At 63.7% G+C, this 21078-nt stretch carries 17 protein-coding genes and 2 tRNA genes; 8 read left to right on the top strand and 11 right to left on the bottom strand.

Annotated elements, in window-relative coordinates; translation table 11 throughout:
• Positions 1–17 precede the first annotated feature (17 nt).
• Positions 18–1250: an acyl-CoA dehydrogenase family protein gene (locus GSQ88_RS12320; RefSeq protein WP_159008025.1), complete on the bottom strand. Its 1233-nt coding sequence runs from the start codon at positions 1248–1250 to the stop codon at positions 18–20.
• Between the two features lie 152 nt (positions 1251–1402).
• On the opposite strand from GSQ88_RS12320, the gene GSQ88_RS12315 reads away from it, so the two are divergent.
• A complete protein-coding gene (locus GSQ88_RS12315) occupies positions 1403–2305 on the top strand; it encodes an alpha/beta fold hydrolase (protein ID WP_159008024.1) in 903 nt (300 codons plus the stop codon).
• A 16-nt stretch (positions 2306–2321) separates the two neighbouring features.
• On the opposite strand, the gene tadA is transcribed toward GSQ88_RS12315, so the two are convergent.
• Positions 2322–2768, bottom strand: a complete 447-nt coding sequence (tadA, locus tag GSQ88_RS12310; protein WP_159008023.1) for a tRNA adenosine(34) deaminase TadA — start codon at positions 2766–2768, stop codon at positions 2322–2324.
• A gap of 152 nt (positions 2769–2920) precedes the next feature.
• Between tadA and GSQ88_RS12305 the strand changes: the two genes are divergently transcribed.
• Both GSQ88_RS12305 and rsmD read left to right on the top strand, forming a co-directional pair.
• Positions 2921–5059 carry a pseudouridine synthase gene (locus tag GSQ88_RS12305; RefSeq protein ID WP_159008022.1) on the top strand — a complete coding sequence of 713 codons (2139 nt, stop codon included), beginning with the start codon at positions 2921–2923 and terminating at the stop codon, positions 5057–5059.
• A gap of 7 nt (positions 5060–5066) precedes the next feature.
• Entirely contained in the window at positions 5067–5621 is a 555-nt protein-coding gene (gene rsmD / locus GSQ88_RS12300; protein ID WP_159008021.1) for a 16S rRNA (guanine(966)-N(2))-methyltransferase RsmD, read from the top strand.
• A gap of 186 nt (positions 5622–5807) precedes the next feature.
• Here rsmD and mutL read toward each other — a convergent pair whose 3' ends face one another.
• The gene (gene mutL, locus GSQ88_RS12295; RefSeq protein ID WP_159008020.1) at positions 5808–7628 is read right to left on the bottom strand and encodes a DNA mismatch repair endonuclease MutL; all 1821 of its coding nucleotides are present in this window, start codon (positions 7626–7628) and stop codon (positions 5808–5810) included.
• Between the two features lie 252 nt (positions 7629–7880).
• Here mutL and GSQ88_RS12290 point away from each other — a divergent pair, with 252 nt between their 5' ends.
• Entirely contained in the window at positions 7881–8198 is a 318-nt protein-coding gene (locus tag GSQ88_RS12290; protein WP_159008019.1) for a ribbon-helix-helix domain-containing protein, read from the top strand.
• 1039 nt (positions 8199–9237) lie between these two features.
• On the opposite strand, the gene GSQ88_RS12285 is transcribed toward GSQ88_RS12290, so the two are convergent.
• The 7 genes from GSQ88_RS12285 to GSQ88_RS12255 all read right to left on the bottom strand — a co-directional run bounded on the left by GSQ88_RS12285 (position 9238) and on the right by GSQ88_RS12255 (position 17226).
• Complete coding sequence (locus GSQ88_RS12285; protein ID WP_159008018.1) at positions 9238–10116, bottom strand: phosphonopyruvate hydrolase; 879 nt, start codon at positions 10114–10116, stop codon at positions 9238–9240.
• A 57-nt stretch (positions 10117–10173) separates the two neighbouring features.
• Positions 10174–13041 carry a valine--tRNA ligase gene (locus tag GSQ88_RS12280; RefSeq protein WP_159008017.1) on the bottom strand — a complete coding sequence of 956 codons (2868 nt, stop codon included), beginning with the start codon at positions 13039–13041 and terminating at the stop codon, positions 10174–10176.
• Positions 13042–13323: 282 nt separating this feature from the next.
• A complete protein-coding gene (locus tag GSQ88_RS12275; protein WP_159008016.1) occupies positions 13324–14112 on the bottom strand; it encodes a PopZ family protein in 789 nt (262 codons plus the stop codon).
• 179 nt (positions 14113–14291) lie between these two features.
• On the bottom strand, positions 14292–14534 hold the full coding sequence (locus tag GSQ88_RS12270; RefSeq protein ID WP_159008015.1) for a hypothetical protein: 243 nt from the start codon (positions 14532–14534) through the stop codon (positions 14292–14294).
• Between the two features lie 48 nt (positions 14535–14582).
• The gene (locus tag GSQ88_RS12265) at positions 14583–15980 is read right to left on the bottom strand and encodes a TolC family outer membrane protein (RefSeq protein ID WP_159008014.1); all 1398 of its coding nucleotides are present in this window, start codon (positions 15978–15980) and stop codon (positions 14583–14585) included.
• A gap of 198 nt (positions 15981–16178) precedes the next feature.
• Complete coding sequence (locus GSQ88_RS12260) at positions 16179–16844, bottom strand: protein-L-isoaspartate O-methyltransferase family protein (protein WP_159008013.1); 666 nt, start codon at positions 16842–16844, stop codon at positions 16179–16181.
• A gap of 202 nt (positions 16845–17046) precedes the next feature.
• Complete coding sequence (locus GSQ88_RS12255; RefSeq protein WP_159008012.1) at positions 17047–17226, bottom strand: hypothetical protein; 180 nt, start codon at positions 17224–17226, stop codon at positions 17047–17049.
• 323 nt (positions 17227–17549) lie between these two features.
• Between GSQ88_RS12255 and GSQ88_RS12250 the strand changes: the two genes are divergently transcribed.
• From GSQ88_RS12250 to GSQ88_RS12235, 4 genes are all read left to right on the top strand, one after another.
• Positions 17550–17624, top strand: a tRNA-Asn gene (locus tag GSQ88_RS12250).
• Between the two features lie 596 nt (positions 17625–18220).
• Complete coding sequence (locus tag GSQ88_RS12245; protein WP_159008011.1) at positions 18221–18403, top strand: hypothetical protein; 183 nt, start codon at positions 18221–18223, stop codon at positions 18401–18403.
• Positions 18404–18957: 554 nt separating this feature from the next.
• A tRNA-Cys gene (locus GSQ88_RS12240) sits at positions 18958–19031 on the top strand.
• 124 nt (positions 19032–19155) lie between these two features.
• Positions 19156–20280: an FUSC family protein gene (locus GSQ88_RS12235; protein WP_502706724.1), complete on the top strand. Its 1125-nt coding sequence runs from the start codon at positions 19156–19158 to the stop codon at positions 20278–20280.
• A gap of 19 nt (positions 20281–20299) precedes the next feature.
• Here GSQ88_RS12235 and GSQ88_RS12230 read toward each other — a convergent pair whose 3' ends face one another.
• Complete coding sequence (locus GSQ88_RS12230) at positions 20300–21034, bottom strand: tRNA-uridine aminocarboxypropyltransferase (RefSeq protein WP_159008009.1); 735 nt, start codon at positions 21032–21034, stop codon at positions 20300–20302.
• Positions 21035–21078 lie beyond the last annotated feature (44 nt).

Below are 21078 nucleotides of genomic sequence, written 5' to 3'. Positions count from 1 at the left end.
GCGCCGGCAACCTCAAATCAAATCAGATCGCCGCCGACCGCGCTCGCGGTGGTGCCATGTTCGCGGAACGCCTTGATCACGTTGCGGCCGACGCGCCATTTGTGCACTTCATCTGGACCGTCGACCAGCCGCTGCGAACGCACTTGCGTGTACCACTTTGCCAGCGGCGTATCCTGGCTAAAGCCGAGCGCGCCGTGCAACTGGATCGCGGTGTCGATCACCTTGTGCACCATGTGTGCCAGATAAACCTTGGCGATCGAGTTTTCCTGGCGCAGATCCATGCCTCGTTCCGCCTTATAGGCGATGTGCAGCAGCATCAGCCGGCCGATGTAAAGCTGCTCGGCGCATTCGGCGAGCATGAATTGCACCGCCTGCCGGTCGGCCAGCAGCACACCGAACGTCGAGCGTTTGGTCACATGGGCCACCGCCATGTCGAGCGCGCGCTGGGCCTTGGCGATGTTGTGCATGCCGTGACGCAGCCGGCCATAGGCGAGCCGATGCTGGCCCATATTAAAACCGTTGCCTTCGCCGCCGAGCAGATTGTCGGCGGGCACCTTGAGGTCCTTGATTTCGATCTCGGAGTGACCGCCATGGATCACATCGTCGTGCGCGCCCTCGATCGCCATGTTCTTGATGTTGCGCTTGATGTTGTAGCCGGGGTTCGGCAATTCGACGATGAAGGTCGAATACTGCTTGTGGCGCGGCGCATCGGGATCGGTCTTGGCCATCACCAGTGCCATGTCGGCGACGCTTGCGGAGGACGAGAACCATTTCTCGCCGTTGAGGATGTAATTCTCGTTGCCGTCCTTCACCGCGGATGTCTGCATGCCGGTGGCGTCGGCGCCGGAAGCCTTCTCGGTCATCGAAAAGCAGATGCGCTTGTCGCCATTAAGCAGCGGCTTGAGGAACTTTTCCTTCTGGTATTCGGTGCCGTGCTCGAGGATCGTCATCATCGAGGCGTCGTCGGGCCCTTGCGTATTCATCGACAGCGCGCCGAGCATGCTTTCGCCGAGCTCCATCTGCACCAGCGCGTTGGCCAGCGGCCCCAGGCCCATGCCGCCATATTCCTTTGGCACGAACGGGCACCACAAGCCTTGCGCGCGGGCTTTCTGGCGCAGCCTGCCCAGCACCTCGTCGAGCGGTTTGGTGTCCAGCTCCTTTTCCGCCGGGATGCATTCGTCGTGCACCCATTGGCGGACTTTTTCGCGGATCGCCTTGGCTTCGGCCGGGACTTCGAAATCGATCGACATGGCTGGTTTCCTCGTTCGGTTGTTGTTGGTTGTGGTTGGTAAATGGCATAACGCCGGGGCCGGCCAGCGGCAACGTCGAACAATGTTTAAAGCAGCAGCCCGTCGCAGGGCCACGACGCGGTCGCGTCGCGTCTGCCAAAGGAGTTCCAGAGATGCCCGATCTTGCCGATCTGTTTCCCGGATATGCCTCCGAATGGATCAACACCAAGTCGGGCCGCATCTTCGCCCGCGTCGGCGGCAAGGGTCCGCCGCTGCTATTGCTGCACGGATTTTCGTCGACCCATGTGATGTGGCATCAGGTGGCGCCGCAACTCGCCGACAAGTTCACGCTGATCGTCGCTGATTTGCCCGGCTATGGCTGGTCGGACATGCCCGAGAGCGACAAGGATCACACGCCCTACACCAAGCGCGCGATGGCGCAGACCATGGTGGAGGCGATGGAGCAGCTCGGCCATGTGCATTTCGCGCTGGCCGGGCACGATCGCGGCGGTCGCGTGTCGTACCGGCTCGCGCTCGATCATCCCGGCCGATTGTCGCAATTGGCGGTGCTCGATATCCTGCCGACCTATGATTACTGGGAGAAGATGAACCGGCTCTATGGGCTCAAGATCTATCACTGGCTGTTCCTGGCGCAGCCTTATCCGATGCCGGAGACCCTGATCGGCGGCAATCCGGATTATTTCCTCAAGCAGAAGATGGCGAGCCAGACCAAGTCGCAAACGCTCAACGAGATCGATCCGCGCGCGCTGGAGCATTATCTGGCGCCGTTCCGCGATCCCTCGCGCGTGCATGCGATGTGCGAGGATTATCGTGCCGGCGCTTATGCCGACTACGATATCGACAAGAAAGACCACGACGCCGGCTACAAGATCACGATCCCGATGCTGGCCCTGTGGGGCGACGCCGGCATCGCCAGCGCCGCGGCAACCCCGCTCGACACCTGGAAGACCTGGGCGACCAATGTCAGGGGTGCGCCGGTGGATTCCGGGCATTTTCTCACGGAAGAAAATCCGGACGCGACCGCGAAGCTGTTGAAGGAGTTTTTTGTGGCGTAGGTAGGAGCGTGGCTTCCTACCGTCTCGCCTGGAAAAAATCCCGCAGCAGCGTCGCGGCCTCGCTTTCGCCGACCGCCGAATAAACCTCCGGTACGTGATGACAGGTCGGCTGCGCAAAGAACCGCACGCCGGAATCGACCGCGCCGCCCTTGGGATCGGCCGCGCCGTAATACAGCCGCCGGATCCTGGCAAACGAGATCGCGCCGGCGCACATCGTGCAGGGCTCCAACGTGACATAGAGGTCGCAATCGACCAGCCGCTCGCTGCCGATGGCGGTCGTGGCCTGCCGTATCGCGAGGATTTCGGCGTGGGCGGTCGGATCGCGGTCGGTCAGGGTGCGGTTTCCGGCCTCCGCGATCACCTCATTATTAAGCACGATTACGCATCCGATCGGCACTTCGCCGGCTTTTCCGGCGTTTTCGGCCGCTTTTAGCGCCAAATCCATGAAAGTTGGTGCGGTCATGTCTCGTATCGCGGGTAAAAGTCTGATACTAGATGGCCATTCAGCAAAAGTGGATACCGGTTTTGCGTGAGAATGCGGCTCGAATAACGAGCGCGCGCTTCATCGCCATGCAAGCCCTTCCGCGTTCAACCGTATCCGAAATGAGACCCTTCATGCCCCGCGATAACGACAAAAACAACGATTCCTCGCGCGGCCGGCGTGATCGGCCCGGTGGTGGCAGCAAAGGCCGTTCGGGTGCGGCCCGGGGGCCGGAGAAGAAATTCGCCAAACGCGGTTTTGCCGACAAGGGCGATGGCGGCGAGCGCAAGCCTTATGCCGGCAAGCCGGATCGCGCCAAACCGTACGAGAAGAAGCCCTATGCCGGGGGCGGCAAACCCTATGCCGGCAAACGCGACGATGATCGGCCGCCGCGCCGCGACCGGGACGGCGCCGCGCCGCGTCCGCGCGGCGATCGTCCGCGCTTTAACCGCGAGGACCGTCCCGCCGGCGACAAGCGTCCCTATACGCCACGCGGCGGCGACCGCGATGCCCGCCCGGCGGCGCGGTTCTCGGACCGCAAATTCGGCGACAAGAAGCCCTATGCCTCGCGCGATGGTGGGGCTGAGAAGCGGCCCTTCAAGCCGCGCGGCGAAGGTTTTCGGAAAGACGGCGACCGGCCGCGCAGTGATCGTCCTTATGGAGATCGTCCGCAGGGCGAGCGCAAATTTGGCGGCGACAAGAAGTTTTCACGCGGTGCGCCCGATCGCGGCCCGCGCAAGGATTTTGGCGACCGGGGTCCACGCAAGGATTTCGGCGACCGCCCCGAGCGCGGCGATTCCAAGCCGTGGCAGAAGCGCGATGCGGGACCGCGCGACGATGCGCGTCCCTCGCGTCCGCCGCGCGATGGCGCGCGGAACTTTGACAAGCCGCGCTTCGACAAGCCCCGTTACGACAAGCCCCGCGAAGGTGGCGACGAGCGCCCGCGCTTTTCGAAGCCGCGTGAAGATCGACCGAAATTTGATCGTCCAAGGTCTGACCGTCCAGGATCTGACCGCCCAGGATCTGATCGTCCTCGCGAAGGCCGCGACGACCGTCCGAAATTCGATCGCCCGCGCCAGGAGCGCAATGCCTGGCAGGAGCATCCGCGCAACGAACCGCGATCGTCCGAGGGCTTTTCGGAGCGCCCGCGCCGCGACAATGAGGACGACAGCAAGGTCTTCGCCAAACGTCCGGCATTCGGCGGCCGTGGCGCCTACCGCGAGCGTCCTGCCGCGGACGAGCGCCGCCCGTCAGCGCGGCCGCCACGCGAGAAGAAATCCGGCGAGCGTATCGCCAAGGTGGTGTCGCGCGCGGGCCTTGCCTCGCGCCGTGACGCCGAGGAATGGATCACGCAAGGTAGGGTTTCCGTCAACGGCCGCGTCATCAACTCGCCGGCGCTCGATGTCACCGGCAACGATGTCATCACGGTCGACGGCAAGCCGTTGCCGCCGCGCGAGCGCACGCGGCTGTGGATGTTTCACAAGCCGCGCGGCCTGATGACGACCCACGCCGATCCCGAAGGGCGGCCGACCGTGTTCGAGAATCTCCCGGAAGGCCTGCCGCGGCTGATCTCGATCGGCCGGCTCGATTTCAACACCGAGGGCCTGTTGCTGCTGACCAATGACGGCGGCCTGGCGCGCGCGCTGGAACTGCCTGACACCGGCTGGCTGCGGCGCTATCGCGTCCGCGCCCATGGCGAGGTCACGCAAGCTCAGCTCGATGAATTGAAGAAGGGCGTCGAGGTCGACGGCGTCAAATATGGTTCGATCGATGCGACCCTGGAGCGCGACCAGGGCGCCAATGTCTGGCTGGTGTTTGCGATCCGCGAAGGCAAGAACCGCGAAGTGCGCAACGTGATGGCGCATCTCGGCCTCGAAGTGAATCGGCTGATCCGCATTTCCTACGGCCCGTTCCAGTTGGCGGAGCTCGAGGAGGGCAAGGTCGAGGAGGTCAAGACGCGCGTGCTGCGCGAGCAGCTCGGCGAGAAGATCGCGGCCCTGGCCGGCGCGGATTTCAACCGGCCGATGCCGGGCGATGCTCCGTCGACCCCGCCAGCCGATGCGGATGATGCGCCGCGGGTTAAGAAGCCGTTCAAGCCGGCCGGCAAGAGCGCCTTGATCGCCGATCGCAAGGGCCGCCGCGTGCTGGTACAGCGCACCGGCAGCGAGGAATCCCGCGCGCGCAACGAAGCCGAAGCCAATGGCTACGGCCCGCCGCGCCGCCCGCAGCGCGGCTATCACGGCAAGCGCGATCTGAAGCCGCTGGACGAGTAGCTCAGCGATGCGCGTCGTCGGCGGACGATTGAAGGGCCGCAATCTGGCCGCTCCATCCTCGAATGATATCCGCCCGACCGCGGATCGCCTGCGCGAGTCGGTGTTCAACATCCTGATCCATGCCTATGACAACCCGGTCGAGGATGCGCGCGTGCTCGATTTGTTTGCGGGCACCGGTGCGCTCGGCATCGAGGCGGTGTCGCGTGGGGCAGCGTTCACGCTGTTCGTCGACAACGGCGCCGAGGCGCGCGCGTTGTTGCGCAACAATGTCGAGGCGCTCGGCCTCGGCGGCGTGACCAAGGTGTATCGCCGCGACGCTACTGATTTGGGTCCGGCGCATCCGATGGAGCCGTTCTCGCTGGTGTTTCTCGATCCGCCGTATCGCATGAAGCTCGCCGAGAAAGCGCTGGCTTCGTTGCGTGATGGTGGCTGGCTCACGCCAGCCGCGCTGCTGGTGGTCGAGGAATCCAAGGCGGCGGAATTCGTCGCGCCGGAAGGTTTCGAGGAACTCGAGCGTCGCGCGTATGACGATACGGAGTTTGTGTTTTTGCGGTTACAGTAGCGCTACATTAGCCCAGCGTCATCCTGAGAGCCTGTGAAGCTATCTCCGACGTCATCCTGAGGTGCGCGCTCTTTCTTGCGCGCCTCGAAGGATGGCCGCGAGCACGGAGCTGAACACCATCCTTCGAGGCTCGCCGGAGACGGCGAGCACCTCAGGATGACGTTTCCACCGTGTGGAAGATCGATCTCACCGCCTCCCGAACAATTTCTCGATATCGCTGAGCTTCAATTCCACATAGGTCGGGCGGCCGTGGTTGCATTGGCCGGAATTCGGGGTGTCTTCCATCTCGCGCAGCAGCGCGTTCATCTCTTCGGGCTTGAGCCTACGGCCGGCGCGGACCGAGCCGTGGCAGGCCATGGTGGCCGCGACATGCATCAGGCGCCGCTCCAGCGGTAACGCCTCGTCCCATTCCGCCATGTGTTCGGCGAGATCGCGCAGCAAGGCGCCGGCATTGGCCTTGCCGAGCAGCGACGGCGTCTCGCGCACCGCGACAGCGCCTGGGCCGAACGAATCGATCGCGAGACCAAACGACGCCAGTTCCTCGGCGCGATCGACCAGCCGCTCCACCGTCGCTTCGTCCAGCTCGACGATTTCCGGGATCAGCAGGATTTGCCGCTGCACGCCGTTCTTCGCCAGCGAGGCCTTGAGCTTTTCATAGACGATGCGCTCATGCGCGGCGTGCTGGTCGACCACGACCAGGCCGTCGCGGGTTTGCGAGACGATATAGGTCTCGTGGATCTGGGTCCGCGCCGCGCCGAGAGGGCGGTCGAGCAGGTCGGCGGATGGCGCTTCCTGAAAGCGTACATCGGCAGTGGGCGTGCCGACGTCGAACGCGGCCTGACCCGGTTCGGCGAACGCCGTCGCCAAAGCATTGTCGAAACCCGGCCGCGTGCTTGCCGGATACGACGGTGAGCTTCGCCAATCCCAATTGGCGGGTCGCGCGGGATGCGGCGCAAATGACGGCCGGAACGAGGCCAGCGCATCGCCACCGCTGTTGGCCGCGGTGCGCTTGCCCTCGCGCGCAAGGCCATCTTTCAACGCATGGACGATCAGCGCGCGAACGAGACCGGCGTTACGAAAGCGGACTTCCGTTTTGGCCGGATGCACATTGGCGTCGACCTCTTGCGGACTGAGCGTCACGAACAGCGCCACCACCGGATGGCGGTCGCGCGGCAGATAATCCGAATAGGCCGCGCGCACCGCGCCCAGGATCAGCTTGTCGCGCACCGGGCGGCCGTTGACGAACAGATATTGCCCGAGCGCATTGGCGCGGGTCAGCGATGGCGCCGCGGCAAAGCCTTCGACCACGACATTGTCGCGTTCGGCGCGCACCTCGATGGCGGAGCTGCGAAAATCCGCGCCGAGAATGTCGCCGAGCCGCGTCAGCCGGCCGGCCGCACCCGGCAGCGCCGCGGCCCAGGTCACCGGCGTACGTTCTTCGCCCGCGAGCGTAAAGGCAATGTCGGGCCGCGCCATCGCGAGGCGCCGCACCACCTCACGGATCGCCTCGGCTTCGGTGCGATCGGTCTTGAGGAATTTTAAGCGCGCCGGTGTCGCATAAAACAGATCGCTGACCTCGACTCTGGTGCCGTGGCCCAGCGCCGCCGGCATCACTTGTGATTTGTCGCCGGCCTCGACCGACAGCGACCAAGCGTGCGGTTCGCCGGCATGGCGGGTGGTGATGCCGAGCCGCGCCACCGCGCCGATCGAGGGCAGCGCCTCGCCGCGAAACCCGAGCGTGCGGATTTGCAGCAGATCCTCGTCGTCGAGTTTGGACGTGGCGTGGCGATCGACCGCGAGCGCCAGATCCGCCGCCGTCATGCCGCCGCCATCGTCGGTGATGCCGATCCGCCGCCGGCCGCCGCCGTCGGTGAAGATGTCGATCCGGCTGGCGCCTGCGTCGATCGCGTTCTCGACCAGTTCCTTGACCACGCTGGCCGGACGCTCGACCACTTCGCCGGCGGCGATGCGGTTGACGATCTGTTCGGGGAGCTGGCGGACGGGCATGAGGGTTGGGCGACTCGGGTCCAGGGAATGAAAGGTCAATCTAGGCGCTTTTGCCGGACGACGGGAGGGCGGGGCCGTCAAACCCCGCGCTACCCAACGGTTTTCCTGCGCTTCTTTCGTTGTTTGGGGGCGAAACGACGGCGGTTTCGGCTCGTTCGATGGTCCGGCCGCGATCCCTGACGGGAACATTGTGGGGCGTGCCGACCGGGTATATCGTTTAGAAAAGCTATAAAAACGACCGGGAGGATATCCATGTGCCAGCTGTTCGCGCATCAGCCGCAACGGGACTATGAATCGCAGACCAGATCGCTTCGCATCGACGGCCATTGCACCTCGATCCGGCTGGAACTGTCGTTCTGGGATACGCTGGAAGAAATCGCCGCCAAGGAAGACATGAGCCTGGCCAAGTTCCTGACCCGCCTGCACAGCGAGGTGCTCGACCACCACGGCGAAGTCCACAATTTCGCCTCGCTGCTGCGCTGCTCGTGCCTGATCTACCGGTCGAAGGCCGCGGTTGTGATTCCGGATTTTCTCGACGACAGAACGCCGCGGCTTGTGGCGGCGGAATAAGCAAAGCGTTGCGCCAGCAAAACCGTCATCCCCCGGCTCGTCCGGGGGATCCAGTATGCCGCGACCTGTCGTTTCCATCACTGACCTCTCGGAATACTGGATCGTCCGGCCAAGCCGAACGATGACGGTTGAGAGTCTGCCGCGCACGCCTCAGCGTCGTCATTGCGAGCGTTAGCGAAGCAATCCAGAACCGCGCGGAAGAGATGGATTGCTTCCGCTTTCGCCAAACGGCTACGGCGGACAGGTCGTCGCAAGAGCTCCTCGCAATGACGTTGATGGGCACGGCGTTTCTCCAAATGACCACGTCGTCCCCGCGAAGGCGGGGACCCATAACCCCTGGCGTTCATTGGTGCAGAAGGCATATGCAACACTGCCAAAACGCGAGTCCTCGCCGCCGCGATGAGCGCAATTGCGCTCACGCTGGGGTCCCGGCGCGGAGGCCGGGACGACGTTGGTGGATTTTTCGGATTCATCAAACACGACGAGGCTCACACACACCTTCGCATTCTCGCGACACACTGCGCCCGAGTTCTGCAAATTCATTCGCCCCCAAAAAAGAGAGGGCGCAGGGAAGACCGGGTGCGCGCTGCACCCGCGGTCTCGCGTGCCAAGATGCACATAGCAAGAAGCGCACACGAGCATACAGGTTCAGCGGAAACACTCCGGCCTTCCCTGCGCAATGGCCTTACAGCTTATATCGTGCTCTCCCCGGCGAGACCTGGCTTGTTTGTCACCGTCGCCCCCAAGAAGCGTGAGCTCCTTGCGAACTTGACACCAGCCACTGGGGCGTCAGGACCACACGACTTTGCCGTACGCTTGGGCCGCGCTCGTCAGTCGCAGCTCTCGCGTCCACCGCTCCCCGCCCCAACGTCAGTGACGATGGCCAACGCCCCCTCTCTCGGGACGGGATGCGAAGAATAAGCGGGTGATTTGGGTCAAGAGTCAAGGATAATTTCTGAAAATCAGAATCTCCGTAGGGATGTGACGGGAGACCGCACCCTTACGGCAGGCAACACACATTTAAGCCCCCTGCCCCGTCTCAGCGCAGATATTTCTTCTCCAACTGCCGCATCTGCGCATCGTCTTGCAGGGCAAATATTTCCGCAACGGAAGCGATGTCGCTTTCCACCCCGGCGATATCGCCTTCGGCCAGGATGCGCCGAAACGTGCTTTGCATCGCCGCGACGGCGGCGCGAATGGCATGGTTGCCGCAGATGATCAGCCCGACCTTGCCAAGGGCCGCAACATCCGCGAACGAGAGTTCCGGGTAGCTGGTGGGCACCAGCACCAGCGGCACACGCCCGGGCCAGGCCCGGCAGAATGACAGGATTTCGTCTGGCGTCTTCTGCTTGCTGTGGATCAACACGGCATCCGCGCCCGCCTCCGCATAGGCGCCGCCACGACGAAGCGCCTCCTCCTCGCCCAACCCGGCGATCAGCGCCTCGGTGCGCGCCACCACCAGCGCGCCGCTCGCTGCGGCCTTGGCCGCCGAGATCTTGCCCTGGAATTCGCTGACCGGCACCAACTCCTGCCGACCGCCTGCGCGGAGGCTGCTGTCCTTTGGGAAGGTCTTGTCCTCCATGACGACCGCGGCGACACCGGCCGCCACATAGCGCGGCACCACATAGGCGACATTCACGGCATTGCCGAAACCGGTGTCGATATCGGCGATAACAGGAGCATCCTGTACCTCGCCGATCGCGCGCATCATCTCCAGATGCGTACCCATCGGCAGAATATTGGCGTCCGGCACCGCGTAGGATGCCGACAGTTCGAAACCGCTTCCCCATATCGCGTCGAAGCCCGCGGCAGCCGCGAGCTTCGCCGCCAGCGGGTTGTGTGCGGCCATGGCGAGCGCTGGCTTACCCACATCCAGCATGGCTCGAAGCGCGGCGGCCTTCGCGTTGTCCTGCGCCATCAGGTCGTTCCTTCCGCAAACATTCGCCAGCATGTTCGAGCGTGCGTCACCGCCCGACTAAACCGCGTTGTTGAGCCGCTCCAGCGCTTCGAGGATTTTTTCCTTGCGTGCGACCGCGGCCTCGCGTTTTTCCTTTTCTTCCTCGACGATCTCTTCGCGCGCGTTGGCGACGAATTTTTCGTTGGAAAGCTTCGCATCGACGCGCTTGATGTCGGCGTCGGCCTTAACGATTTCCTTGTCGAGCCGGGCCTTTTCGGCCGAGAAATCGACCACGCCCTTGAGCGGCAACGCCGCGACCTCGCCGCGCACCACGAGCTGCACCGCGCCCTGCGGCGCAGCGTCAGCAAACGAGATGTCGGAGATTCGGGCCATCCGCTTGATGACGTCGCTCCAGCGTTGCGCGCGCCCTTTGTTCTCGGCGGACGCGGCCGCCAGCACCAGCGGCGTCAGCGTGGCCGGCGCGATATTCATTTCCGCCCGCACCGAGCGGATCGCGGTAAGGAGATCGACCACCCAGCCGATCTCGGATTCCGCGGCCGGATCGCTGAAGTCCGGCTCGGCAGGCCCGACCAGCGCCGCCGGAATCAGCGGATCGTTCGGGCTGGCGGCCGACAACACGGCCAGTTGCTCCGGCGTCCACTCGGGCGCCTTGCGCGACCATGCCGTCAACGCCAGCAAGCCCTCGCGCTTGGCCGTCACCGCCCACAGTTCTTCGGTGATGAAGGGCATGAACGGATGCAGCAGTTTCAGGATCTCGTCGCGCGCCCACGCGATCATCGCCCGGGTCTCTGTCTGGGCGGGACCCTCGGCGCCGAGCAGCACCGGCTTGGCGAGTTCGATGTACCAATCGCAATAGACGTTCCAGACGAAACGATACGTGGCACCCGCGGCATCGTTGAAGCGATAGGCCTCGATCGCCTCGGTGACTTCACGCGTGGCTTGCACGGTCTCGTGCGCAATCCAGCGGTTCAACGTCTCCTTGGCCTTGGTGGGATCGAAGTCGGCCGGTTGCACGCTCTCGTTCATCTCGGCAAAGCGGCAGGAATTCCACAGCTTGGTCGCGAAATTACGATTGGTTTCGACCAGTTGCGGCGACAGCTTGATATCGTGGCTGTGCGCGGCGCCGCGCGCCAGCGCAAAGCGCAGCGCGTCGGCGCCGAAATCGTCGATGACGCCGAGCGGATCGATGACGTTGCCTTTCGACTTCGACATCTTCGCGCCCTTCTCGTCGCGAACCAGGCGATGGATATAGACGGTCGAAAACGGCGCCTGCTTCATGAAATGAAGACCCATCATCATCATCCGCGCGACCCAGAAGAAGATGATGTCCCAGCCGGTCACCAGGACGTCGGTCGGGTAATAGCGCTGCACGTCCTTTTCGTCGTCGGGCCAGCCGAGCGTCGAGAACGGCCACAGCGCGGAGGAAAACCAGGTGTCCAGCACGTCCTCATCGCGAACGATGAAACCTTCGCGCTTGGCCGGATCGAGCGCCATCTCGCGGCCCTGCTCGGCCGTAATGACTTCCTGCTCGACGTAATAGCCGAGCGCGTTGCCGACCGCCTCCTCTTCGGTTTCGGCGACGAACACCTTGCCGTCCGGCCCGTACCAGGCCGGGATCTGATGGCCCCACCAGAGCTGGCGGGAAATGCACCAGGGCTGGATATTCTCCATCCATTCGAAATAGGTCTTTTCCCAGTTCGACGGCACGAAGGTGGTGGTGCCGTCGCGCACGGCTGCGATCGCCGGTCGCGCCATGGTCTTGGCGTCGACGTACCACTGGTCGGTCAGATAGGGCTCGATGACGACACCGGAGCGGTCGCCATGCGGCACCATGTGGGTGTTGGGCTCGATCCGCTCCAGGAAGCCGAAATCCTCCAGCCGCGACACGATCAGTTTTCGCGCGGCGAAACGTTCGACGTGGTTCAGTTCCTCGGCAAGCTGCGCCGAGCCCTCGGGCAGTCCGCGCAAATAGTCCTCGTTGCCGACCAGCGCGAGACAGCCTTCCTGATCGAGCACGCTGATCTGCGGCAGATTGTGCCGCCGGCCGACCTCGAAATCGTTGAAGTCATGCGCCGGCGTGATCTTCACCGCGCCCGAGCCTTTTTCCGGATCGGCGTAGTCGTCGCCGATGATCGGGATGCGGCGGCCGACCAGCGGAAGAATGACGTGCCGGCCGATCAGATGCCCAAGACGTTCGTTGTCCGGATGCACCGCGACCGCGCTGTCGCCCAGCATGGTTTCCGGCCGCGTGGTGGCGACGACGATGAAGGTTTTGGGATCGTCCGGGTTGAAGGTTTGGCCTTCGATCGGATAGCGCAGATACCACAGGCTGCCCTTGACCTCGGTCTGCTGCACCTCGAGATCGGAGATCGCGGTCAGCAGTTTGGGGTCCCAGTTCACCAGCCGCTTGTCTTTGTAGATCAGCCCTTCGCGGTGCAGCTCGACGAACACTTTCACAACGGCGCGGGACAGGCCCTCGTCCATGGTAAAACGCTCGCGCGACCAGTCGCAGGACGCGCCGAGCCGCTTCAACTGGTTGACGATGACGCCGCCGCTTTCGGCCTTCCATTGCCAGACCCGTTCGAGAAACTTGGCGCGGCCCATGTCGCGGCGGCCCGGCTCCTGCCGTTCCATCAATTGCCGCTCGACCACCATCTGGGTCGCGATGCCCGCATGGTCCGTGCCGGGCTGCCACAACACGTCGCGGCCGCGCATCCGCTCGAAGCGGCACAGGATGTCCTGCAAGGTGTTGTTGAGCGCGTGCCCCATATGCAGCGAGCCCGTCACATTCGGCGGCGGGATGACGATGGTGAAGGGACGCGCGTCGCGTCGTTCCGGCCGGCCGGCCTTGAACGCGCCGGCCTCTTCCCAGAGCCGGGACATGCGGTCTTCGATGTCGGCGGGTTGGTAATTCTTCTCGATCATGGCGATGCAATCATTTGAGCATGATCTTTTCGGAAAATCGGTTCCCACTTTTCCGGATCATGCTCGGGGGAAAGGGCTAAAAAGCCGTCACGGCGCGCCAAGTCAACACGACAGGCGGCTTGGCAGGGCGGATAATGCGCCCTGTGGTGGCTGAATGAAGGCTGGAACGGCCAAACCGGAGCTACAGCGGGATGACTTATCTTCGAATCGTCATCCCGCTGTAGCCCATTGTTTGAGCATGATCTTTTCGGAAAACCGGTTTCCACTTTTCCGGATCATGCTTTAGCGGCCGCGAGAAACCCGCTCGATTTCCGCCTTGACGATGCGCTCCACCAGTCCCGGCAGATTGTCGTCGAGCCAGGATTTCAGCATCGGCCGCAGCATTTCCTTGACCAGGTCTTCCAGCGTCCGGGCATTGTTGCTCAGCACGGTATTGGCAAGGCTGTTAAAGGCGGATTCCACGGCGGATACGGTCGAACGCGACAGGATCTGCTGAACCGGCGCCGCCGGGCTCTCAAATGGCGGCGGTTCGAACGCGGGCTGCCGATAGGCCGGCTTAGCGGGTTCGGCGAGCCTTGAGGGTTCAGCAAGCCTTGGGGCTTCGCGCCTTGGCGGTTCGCTAAATTCGACGTCGTCCTGCGGATCGACCTTATGGAAGGCAGGCGGCGGTTCCGGCAACGCCATCTCGTCGGTCAGCTCGAACACCTCGCCATCGGGCTGAGGTGGCCGTATCTCGGCCTCGGAGGTCGCTTCATCGAGGCCCGCCAACATCGCGTCGATGTCGTCCTGGCTGTTGGTCGCCGCGGGCGCGGGCACCGGCTTTGGCGCGGATGCGGCAGGCGGTGGGGCCTTCGCAGGGGCGGCCTTCGGCGCGGCACTGGCCGGGGGCGGAATGTCGTTCGTCACCGGCGCCTTGACGGCGGGCGCTGCCGCGGCAGGCTTGGCCGCGACGGGCGGGCTGGCAGGTTTGTCGGCGACCGGTGGCTTGGCTTCATCGTCGGCAATGATGCGCCGGATCGATGCCAAAATCTCCTCCATCGAGGGTTCTTGGACCTTTGCAGGCTGGCTCATCTCCGACTCCACATCATCAACGCCTTGACCTGCATTTTACACCAAGCACGGCTGGATTTGCCTGTTCCGGATACGCAGGCTTGGATTTTCATCGCACACGCCCGACTTGTCCCCAGATCAACCACCGCATGGTCATGGCGCAGGACCACGCCCCTGCTCTGGACATCGGAGCGTCGTACTCAAAACTGCCTGATGCGGTGCGAATCGCCCTGCTGCCACTGAGAACGGTATGTCAGGGCCTCAAACGATTGCAAGAACGCGTGCAAAAACACGAGCAGGAACGTATGCGAGCGCGCCGCGGTCCGATCTTTCCAGGCGCCGCTTCGAGCTCGCGCTTGAGCAAGCTCGCTCTTGAAATCGTGGGCGCTGGAAATAAAGCCGAGCATCATCAGCAAAAGCGAAACTCCACTTTTGCCGATCATGCGCTTGATGCTGTCGATGTTTCGCTGCCGGCTGCGGCCGGCAGCCGCTTAGCGGCCGTCGGGCGTACGAACGCCGGCCCAGCTGTCGCGGACCTGCTGGTAATGCACGCTCGGGTCGTATGTCGTGGTCGGCAGCTTGAGCACGATCGGCGATAGCCGTCCGACTGCGTTCAAGACCGAGTAGGACGCGACCACGCGGTCATGCTGCGCGGTGACGAGCGCGACGCGGGCGTTGACCAGCGCCTGTTGGGCGTTGAGCACGTCGAGCGTGGTTCGCTGTCCGGCCTTGGCTTCCTCGCGCACGCCGTTGAGCGCGATTTCGGACGCGGTCACCTGCGATTGCGCGGACGCCACCTGGGCCTTGCCGGCCACCAATTGCCCCCACGCCGTGACGGTGTTGGCACGGGTCTGGTCTCGGGTCTGCTCGAGGACGAGACGCTGCTGCGCCAGGTTTTCCTTGGACTGGCGGATCAGCGAATATTCAGCACCGCCCTGATAGACCGGAATCGTAAGCTGGGCGATCGCCGAGGCGCCGAACGACCGGTAGGTCGTCAGCAGCTGTTCGTAGGATTGCTGAACCGCTACCTGCGCCGTGAGCGTGGGCAGCAGCGCGCCCTCGTTCACCTTGACCTGCAGGAAGTTGACGTCGATGCCGAACATCGCGGCGGTCACGTTCGGATTATCCGTCAGGCTGAGCTCGACGGCCGACGGCAGCGTTGCCGGCAGGAAGCGGTCGACCGGCGAACCGGGCGCGAGCGCCTCCGGCTCGTTGCCGATGATGCGCCGGAAGTTCGAGCGCGTGGTCGTGAGGTTGGATTCCGCCTGCAACTGCTGTGTCCGGCCGGCGGCCAATTGCGCCTCCGACTGGGCCACGTCGGTACGCGTCACTTCGCCGACATTGAAGCGATCCTGCGTCTGCTTGAGCGTCTGCTCCAGCACGCGGGTATTGCTTTTCTGAACCTCGACGATGGCGGCGTCGCGCAGATAGTCCATGTAGATGGTGGCCGCATTGAGCAGCACGCCCTGCTCAAGCACACGCAAAGCTTCGCGCGCGCCGGAAACCTGGCTCTCCGCGGCACGAGTCTTGTTGGCGGTTTGATTGCCGTTGTACAGCGTCTGGGTGGCCGTGATGCCGGCGGAGCGCGGCGCGTTTGCGCCGTGATCTTCGAATGTATTAGGCGTAGCGCCTTGTGTGGAAAGACTGTCGAGATATTGGTAGCCGGCGCTGGCCGTGATCGCGACCTTCGGGCGATAGCCGGAGAGAGCCTGCGGCACGTTCTCGTCGGTCGACCGCACCTGCGCGCGCTGCGCGTTGAGTTGTGGATTGCCCTGATAGGCGCGAACCAGCGCCGCCTCGATGGTATCGGCGAGCGCGGGCGCAGGGCCCACGAGCGCCATCAGAAGGACCGCAGCCGCAGCTCCGGTAAAGTCCTTCACCCCACGCATTCGATAATCCGTTCATTGCTATTGGCCGGCTCGAAGTGGAACCGGCGTCGCCTCATCCTGAGTCACCAACATAGGACGCAGGGAAGCGAGACGGAACCTCCTGTCATCAAAAGCCGGTGGAAACTCTTCACGTGGGGCAATCCGGCCACACTTCTGATTCAGAACGGGATTTTAACAGCCGCCGGAAAGCAAAAACGGCTAGAAAACGAAGGCCGGAATCCGCTCCAGGCCGGGCAACACCGGCGCAACGGCGTCAAAAAGCGCCCGATGCCCGAAATCGTCGTGGGAGTGGGTCACGATGGTCGCGCGCGGCGGCAACGTCGTGGCAAAGACCCCAACCAGCCGGCCGCCTGGCTTCAATTGCCGAAACAGGCCTTCGGGAATGATTTCGGTGGCGCCATTGAGCACGATCACGTCATAGGGCGCGGCGGCCTGGTCTCCGTCGGCCGCGGCGGCGACCCGAACCGTCACAGCGCCAAGCCCAAGCCCGGCCAGAGCCGTCCCGGCTTTCGCCGCCAGCGACGAATCGCTCTCGGTCGCGGTCACCTGCCCGGCGATTTTCGCGACCACCGCCGCGGCATATCCGGTGGCGCTGCCTACCACCAAAACCGTGTCGGTGGCCTTGATCTCGGCCGCTTGCAGCATCCGCGCCAGAACCGCGGGCTTGATCAGGAAGCGCTTGACGGAAGCCCCGTCGCTGACATCGAGATCGAGGTCGAGATAGGCCAGCGCGCGCTGATTTTGCGGAACGAAAGCCTCGCGCGGCACGTCGAGCATCGCATCGATAATCGGGACGTCCGTGACGTCGCTCGGACGCACCTGACAATCGACCATATTCTGGCGCGCGGTCGAAAAACCGGACATGGATGGACCCCAGGATAGCGCGGACCTTGCCGCGGGAGATGCCCAAGCGGAGCGAGAAGCTCGGGATTTTGCGGCATCTTTGGTACAAGGCTCGCCAAAACGCAACATCGCGTTGGACAGCCGAAGCCGCGCTCCGCCCCGCCCCGCCCCGCCCGCGCGAGCATGCACTATCCCGGGTCTAACCTTGGTCCAACCTTGGGAGTTATTCGATGGTGACGGCGAGGCGCCCGATCAGCCGCGCCAGTTCATCCAGATCGTCGGATTCCTGCGTGGTAACCGCCCGAGCCAGCCGGGCCAGGCACTCATCGTCGCTCATCACGGGAATGTCACGGGGGACGATCGACGGCGCGGCCTTCATGAGATCGGTCTGGATGTCTGACATCGCTGCAGCTCCTTGGCGAATCCGGCGTGAGCAAGGGTGATGGGCCAATGAGTCGATTTAACGGTCAATTGGCGGCGCGGAGCGCGCTCAGGGGCCGCAGACCGGCCTCAAAATCCCCTCGAAGTCACCTTGGGGCCGCCTTGCGAGGCGCCGGCGGCACGGCTGGCGCCAGCGCGTTCCCCGTGAAAAATGCCTTTAAATCAGCAGCTCACACCCACTTCCGGCCTGACTTCGACGGCTTCGAAAATCCGGCGATTTGGTCCTTTGCAAGCCCGAGAGGCTTTGTTATACGCAGCCGCTCGCGAACGATCGTTTCGCCATGTTCCTCGGTAGCTCAGCGGTAGAGCATTCGACTGTTAATCGAATGGTCGCTGGTTCGAATCCAGCCCGGGGAGCCAAAACTCCTAATTCCTATTTAGCGTTTTGAGTTCGGCGTCCCGCCGCCCTCGGCCATTCGGCCGGCGACGTCTGGTCTATTCCCCTCGCTGGTCGAATACCGCGCGGCAGCCCTCGCTGAGGTTGGCTTTCTGCCGCCGCAGGCAGGCCGTGATCGCCTTCACGTTTGGAATTTCACCGGCACAGAGCCGGTAGACGTCGGGCGTGCAGGCCCTCTTCTGTTCGGGTGTTGCGAGTTAGGCCAAGGCCGAGTTGGTTGCGAACAATCCGAAAAGACAACCGAACGTCCACACCAGACAAGCGCGCTGCGCCGGTGCCAACGATTCATTCAATCTGACATTCATGGGTTGCTTCCCTCGGTTAGGCTGGCGCCGATGGCGACGCCGATGTAACCTCGGGAAATACGGCAAGAATTTTTAGCGGAATGTGATTTTTCTCACATTGAGTGGGAGGCGGTACGGCTACTTCTCGTCCGGCAAATTAAGAAATCAGTAACCAAGTGAGGCGTGGTCGCTCGATCGATAAAATTTGAGCGATTGCCTCAATCTGGAAACAAAAGACTTTTGCGACGCTGCGCTCTGGAATTTGGGAGAGCGCAATGAGTGAAGTCGAATTCGATCGATTGCTGGATGCCGTGCGAACGGCCGTCGCGCCCGCCCCGGAGGATTTTGTGGTTACCTCGCCGACGTTCTTTGAGCAGCAGCTGTTGCGCGCCGCCAACGACAACCAGACCGCCTGGGGCCTTATTCCGTTTCCCGAAGGCTGGTATGCCGCCTGCTGAGCGCTGATAGCGTTCTATTCCCTCAACCTCATCGACATAGCGGTCGATGCGCCGGACGGCTTGCGGCGCGCTTTGCTTCCATTCGTAGAAGCGCACGACGCATCAAGCTGCCGTGACATGCAGCGGCCCGTGATGTTCGAATCATGCCGCAATGTTGTAGCCTGAAGGCGTGAAGCTGCCGGTTGGCGCGCGACGAGGTCGCGCCGATCGGCTGCTGGAGGGGCTCTCCGGAAGCAACGCGAATGCGGACAGGCTTTGCTTTATCTATGCTGCTTGCGTGCGCGGGCTGCGCCTTGTCTCCGAAACCGGTGGCGCAGGCGCCCGTGGCGCAACAAGCCGCCGCCGTGTCGATCCCACCGCAGGCCGCCGATTCCACCCCCAGATTCGAGTGCAGCGACGGCACCATCTCGGTTTCGCAAACCGGCTGCCTCGTCAACATGGCGCGGGCGCGGCTTCCCCCGGGTCAGCCAAGCAGCCCTGCGTCGGATGGCGCGCGCTGAAATACGGCAGCGGTTGCCTAACGGCCCGCGGCTCTGTATTGATCCCGGCCTTGGGGCCACGTGGCGGAGTGGTTACGCGCCGGTCTGCAAAACCGTTTACTCGGGTTCGAGTCCCGACGTGGCCTCCATCATATTTTCAATCACTTATCGCCTTTTGCTCGACCATCGCCTCAGCTTTGCGAGGCGCCGCCGCGGCAAGCGTTCCGGGCACGCCCGGCAAGGTCAGGTCAGACGGGTCGCCCGATGCGAATCATCGCCTTTCTCAAACGCACCACCGCCTGGCTGAAATCCCGGCGCACCGAACTCGGCCTCGGCGTCCGCGTCACCGTGGCGGCGATGGGCGCGCTGGTGATCGCGCTGGCCTTCGGCCTGCGGCTGCCGCTGTGGGCGGTGCTGACATCGATCATCGTCACCCAGATGAGCGTCGGCCGGTCGCTGAAGGCGACCCGCGATTATCTGATCGGGACCATCGGCGGGGCGATTTACGGCGGCGCCATCGCGCTGCTGATTCCGCATAATGGGGAAGGCGCCCTGCTCGCCGTAATGGTGATGGCGGTGGCGCCGCTGGCGTTCATCGCAGCCATCAATCCCAGCCTCAACACCGCGACCGTCACCGCCATCATCGTGCTGCTGTTGCCGACCGCGAGCCACGGCAGTCCGATGGACTCCGCGATCGATCGGGTGCTGGAGGTCGCGGTCGGCGCGATCACCGGCCTTGCGGTGTCGTTTCTGGTGTTGCCCTCGCGCGCGCACAGCCAGATCCGCGCCCGCGCCGCCCGTTTGCTCGAATTGCTGGCGGCCGCCTTGACCGAGCTGCTGTCCGGCCTGACCCACGGGCGCGACAACAATACCCTGCATGAGCTGCAAGACGGGATCGGCGCCGCCCTGGTCAGCCTGAATGCGATCGGCGCCGAGGCGGAGCGCGAGCGCGGCGCCAGGCTCTCCAGCGGGCCCGATACCGGGCCGCTGTTGCGCACGATATTGCGGCTGCGCCATGATCTCGTGATGATCGGGCGCGCCAGCGTGGTGCCGTTGCCGGTCGAACTGCAGACACCCCTCGCCGCCCCGCTCGCAGCCGTCAATTATGCGATATCGGGATATCTGCGGACCACGGCCGCGGCTTTGCGCACCGGCCGCGGCACGCCCGCGATCTGGCCGGTGCAGTCGGCGCTGGAAACCTATGCCGCAGCGGTCGCTTCCGTCCGCAGTGAGGGCCTGACGCGCGGCATCGCCGGCGACGTCGTCGAGCGGTTTTACGCGCTGGGATTTTCGCTGGAACAGATGCGCCAGAATCTGAAGGACATGGAGCGTTGCGTGTCGGACTGGAGCGAGACGTCGGGGGTGGTCGCGACCAACCCGGAAGACGAGGTCGATTGAGCGCGACGGATGCGCCCGATCAGGCGTGTTTGCGGCGGCGATAGTCGCGCTTCGGCTTTGGCTTGGGCGCCAGTTCCGGCATCACGCTTTGGGCCTCGCGATATCTGGCCAGCATCCGCTCAAAGCTTGCGTGCAGCGTCTCGGCGATATCGGGCCGTTTTTCCAGACTGGCCAGCAGCATTGCCGCGGCTTCGATGGTAGACAGGCCGTCGCGGCGCGGCTCGCGGCGCAATTGTCCATAGCGCGACGGACGCGCCGGCCCCAGAATCACGCGCTGGCATTTCAGCATCCACGCGTTGCGCCACCACAGCGCCTTGGCCTGGCTCCAGGTGCCGTCGAGCAGCACGATACCTTCGATATCCTTCAGGATGGCGCGCTGATTATCCTCGATTTCGCTCTTGCGGTTGATGGCGACGATGTCCCGGTCGGTGTCGAGGTCGGCCACTTTCGCCGAGCCGAGATAGAGAATAGCCCAGCGCGAGGGATCGTGAACCGGCCGGCCCAGCGCCTTGGACAGGCTCGGCCAGGACAGCCCGATTTTCAGCACCGCATTCGGTAAGTGCAAGGCGGTCAGCCGCGCCGTGCCAAGCGCCCTGTCCTGCTCCTGCGGATGTTGCAGGATCAGCAGCGTTATCCTGCTTTCGATCGGTTCGATGCTGTCGCAAATGCACAGAGGTTGCGGCTTCTGGCATTGCGGACAGTCCGGTATCGCCTCGATGGCGGCACCGGTTTCAGCCTCGGATTGTTTTGACATAGGGGGCGTATACGCTTTGCGGCGGCGGGCTTCAACCGCGCCAG

Source organism: Bradyrhizobium sp. S69 (genome assembly GCF_009766005.1).
GTDB lineage: Bacteria > Pseudomonadota > Alphaproteobacteria > Rhizobiales > Xanthobacteraceae > Bradyrhizobium.
Note: the sequence above shows the minus strand (reverse complement) of the source record. Positions and strands in the feature narration are given on the sequence as shown.

Excerpts from the sequence above, each read along its gene's own strand:
- GSQ88_RS12260 (WP_159008013.1), bottom strand. The coding sequence starts at position 16,844 with ATGTCCGGTTTTTCGACCGCGCGCCAGAATATGGTCGATTGTCAGGTG.
- GSQ88_RS12315 (WP_159008024.1), top strand. The coding sequence starts at position 1,403 with ATGCCCGATCTTGCCGATCTGTTTCCCGGATATGCCTCCGAATGGATC.
- GSQ88_RS12230 (WP_159008009.1), bottom strand. The coding sequence starts at position 21,034 with ATGTCAAAACAATCCGAGGCTGAAACCGGTGCCGCCATCGAGGCGATA.
- GSQ88_RS12285 (WP_159008018.1), bottom strand. The coding sequence starts at position 10,116 with ATGGCGCAGGACAACGCGAAGGCCGCCGCGCTTCGAGCCATGCTGGAT.
- GSQ88_RS12245 (WP_159008011.1), top strand. The coding sequence starts at position 18,221 with ATGAGTGAAGTCGAATTCGATCGATTGCTGGATGCCGTGCGAACGGCC.
- tadA (WP_159008023.1), bottom strand. The coding sequence starts at position 2,768 with ATGACCGCACCAACTTTCATGGATTTGGCGCTAAAAGCGGCCGAAAAC.
- GSQ88_RS12265 (WP_159008014.1), bottom strand. The coding sequence starts at position 15,980 with ATGCGTGGGGTGAAGGACTTTACCGGAGCTGCGGCTGCGGTCCTTCTG.
- GSQ88_RS12270 (WP_159008015.1), bottom strand. The coding sequence starts at position 14,534 with ATGATCGGCAAAAGTGGAGTTTCGCTTTTGCTGATGATGCTCGGCTTT.
- GSQ88_RS12255 (WP_159008012.1), bottom strand. The coding sequence starts at position 17,226 with ATGTCAGACATCCAGACCGATCTCATGAAGGCCGCGCCGTCGATCGTC.
- GSQ88_RS12275 (WP_159008016.1), bottom strand. The coding sequence starts at position 14,112 with ATGAGCCAGCCTGCAAAGGTCCAAGAACCCTCGATGGAGGAGATTTTG.
- rsmD (WP_159008021.1), top strand. The coding sequence starts at position 5,067 with ATGCGCGTCGTCGGCGGACGATTGAAGGGCCGCAATCTGGCCGCTCCA.
- GSQ88_RS12290 (WP_159008019.1), top strand. The coding sequence starts at position 7,881 with ATGTGCCAGCTGTTCGCGCATCAGCCGCAACGGGACTATGAATCGCAG.
- mutL (WP_159008020.1), bottom strand. The coding sequence starts at position 7,628 with ATGCCCGTCCGCCAGCTCCCCGAACAGATCGTCAACCGCATCGCCGCC.
- GSQ88_RS12280 (WP_159008017.1), bottom strand. The coding sequence starts at position 13,041 with ATGATCGAGAAGAATTACCAACCCGCCGACATCGAAGACCGCATGTCC.
- GSQ88_RS12305 (WP_159008022.1), top strand. The coding sequence starts at position 2,921 with ATGCCCCGCGATAACGACAAAAACAACGATTCCTCGCGCGGCCGGCGT.
- GSQ88_RS12320 (WP_159008025.1), bottom strand. The coding sequence starts at position 1,250 with ATGTCGATCGATTTCGAAGTCCCGGCCGAAGCCAAGGCGATCCGCGAA.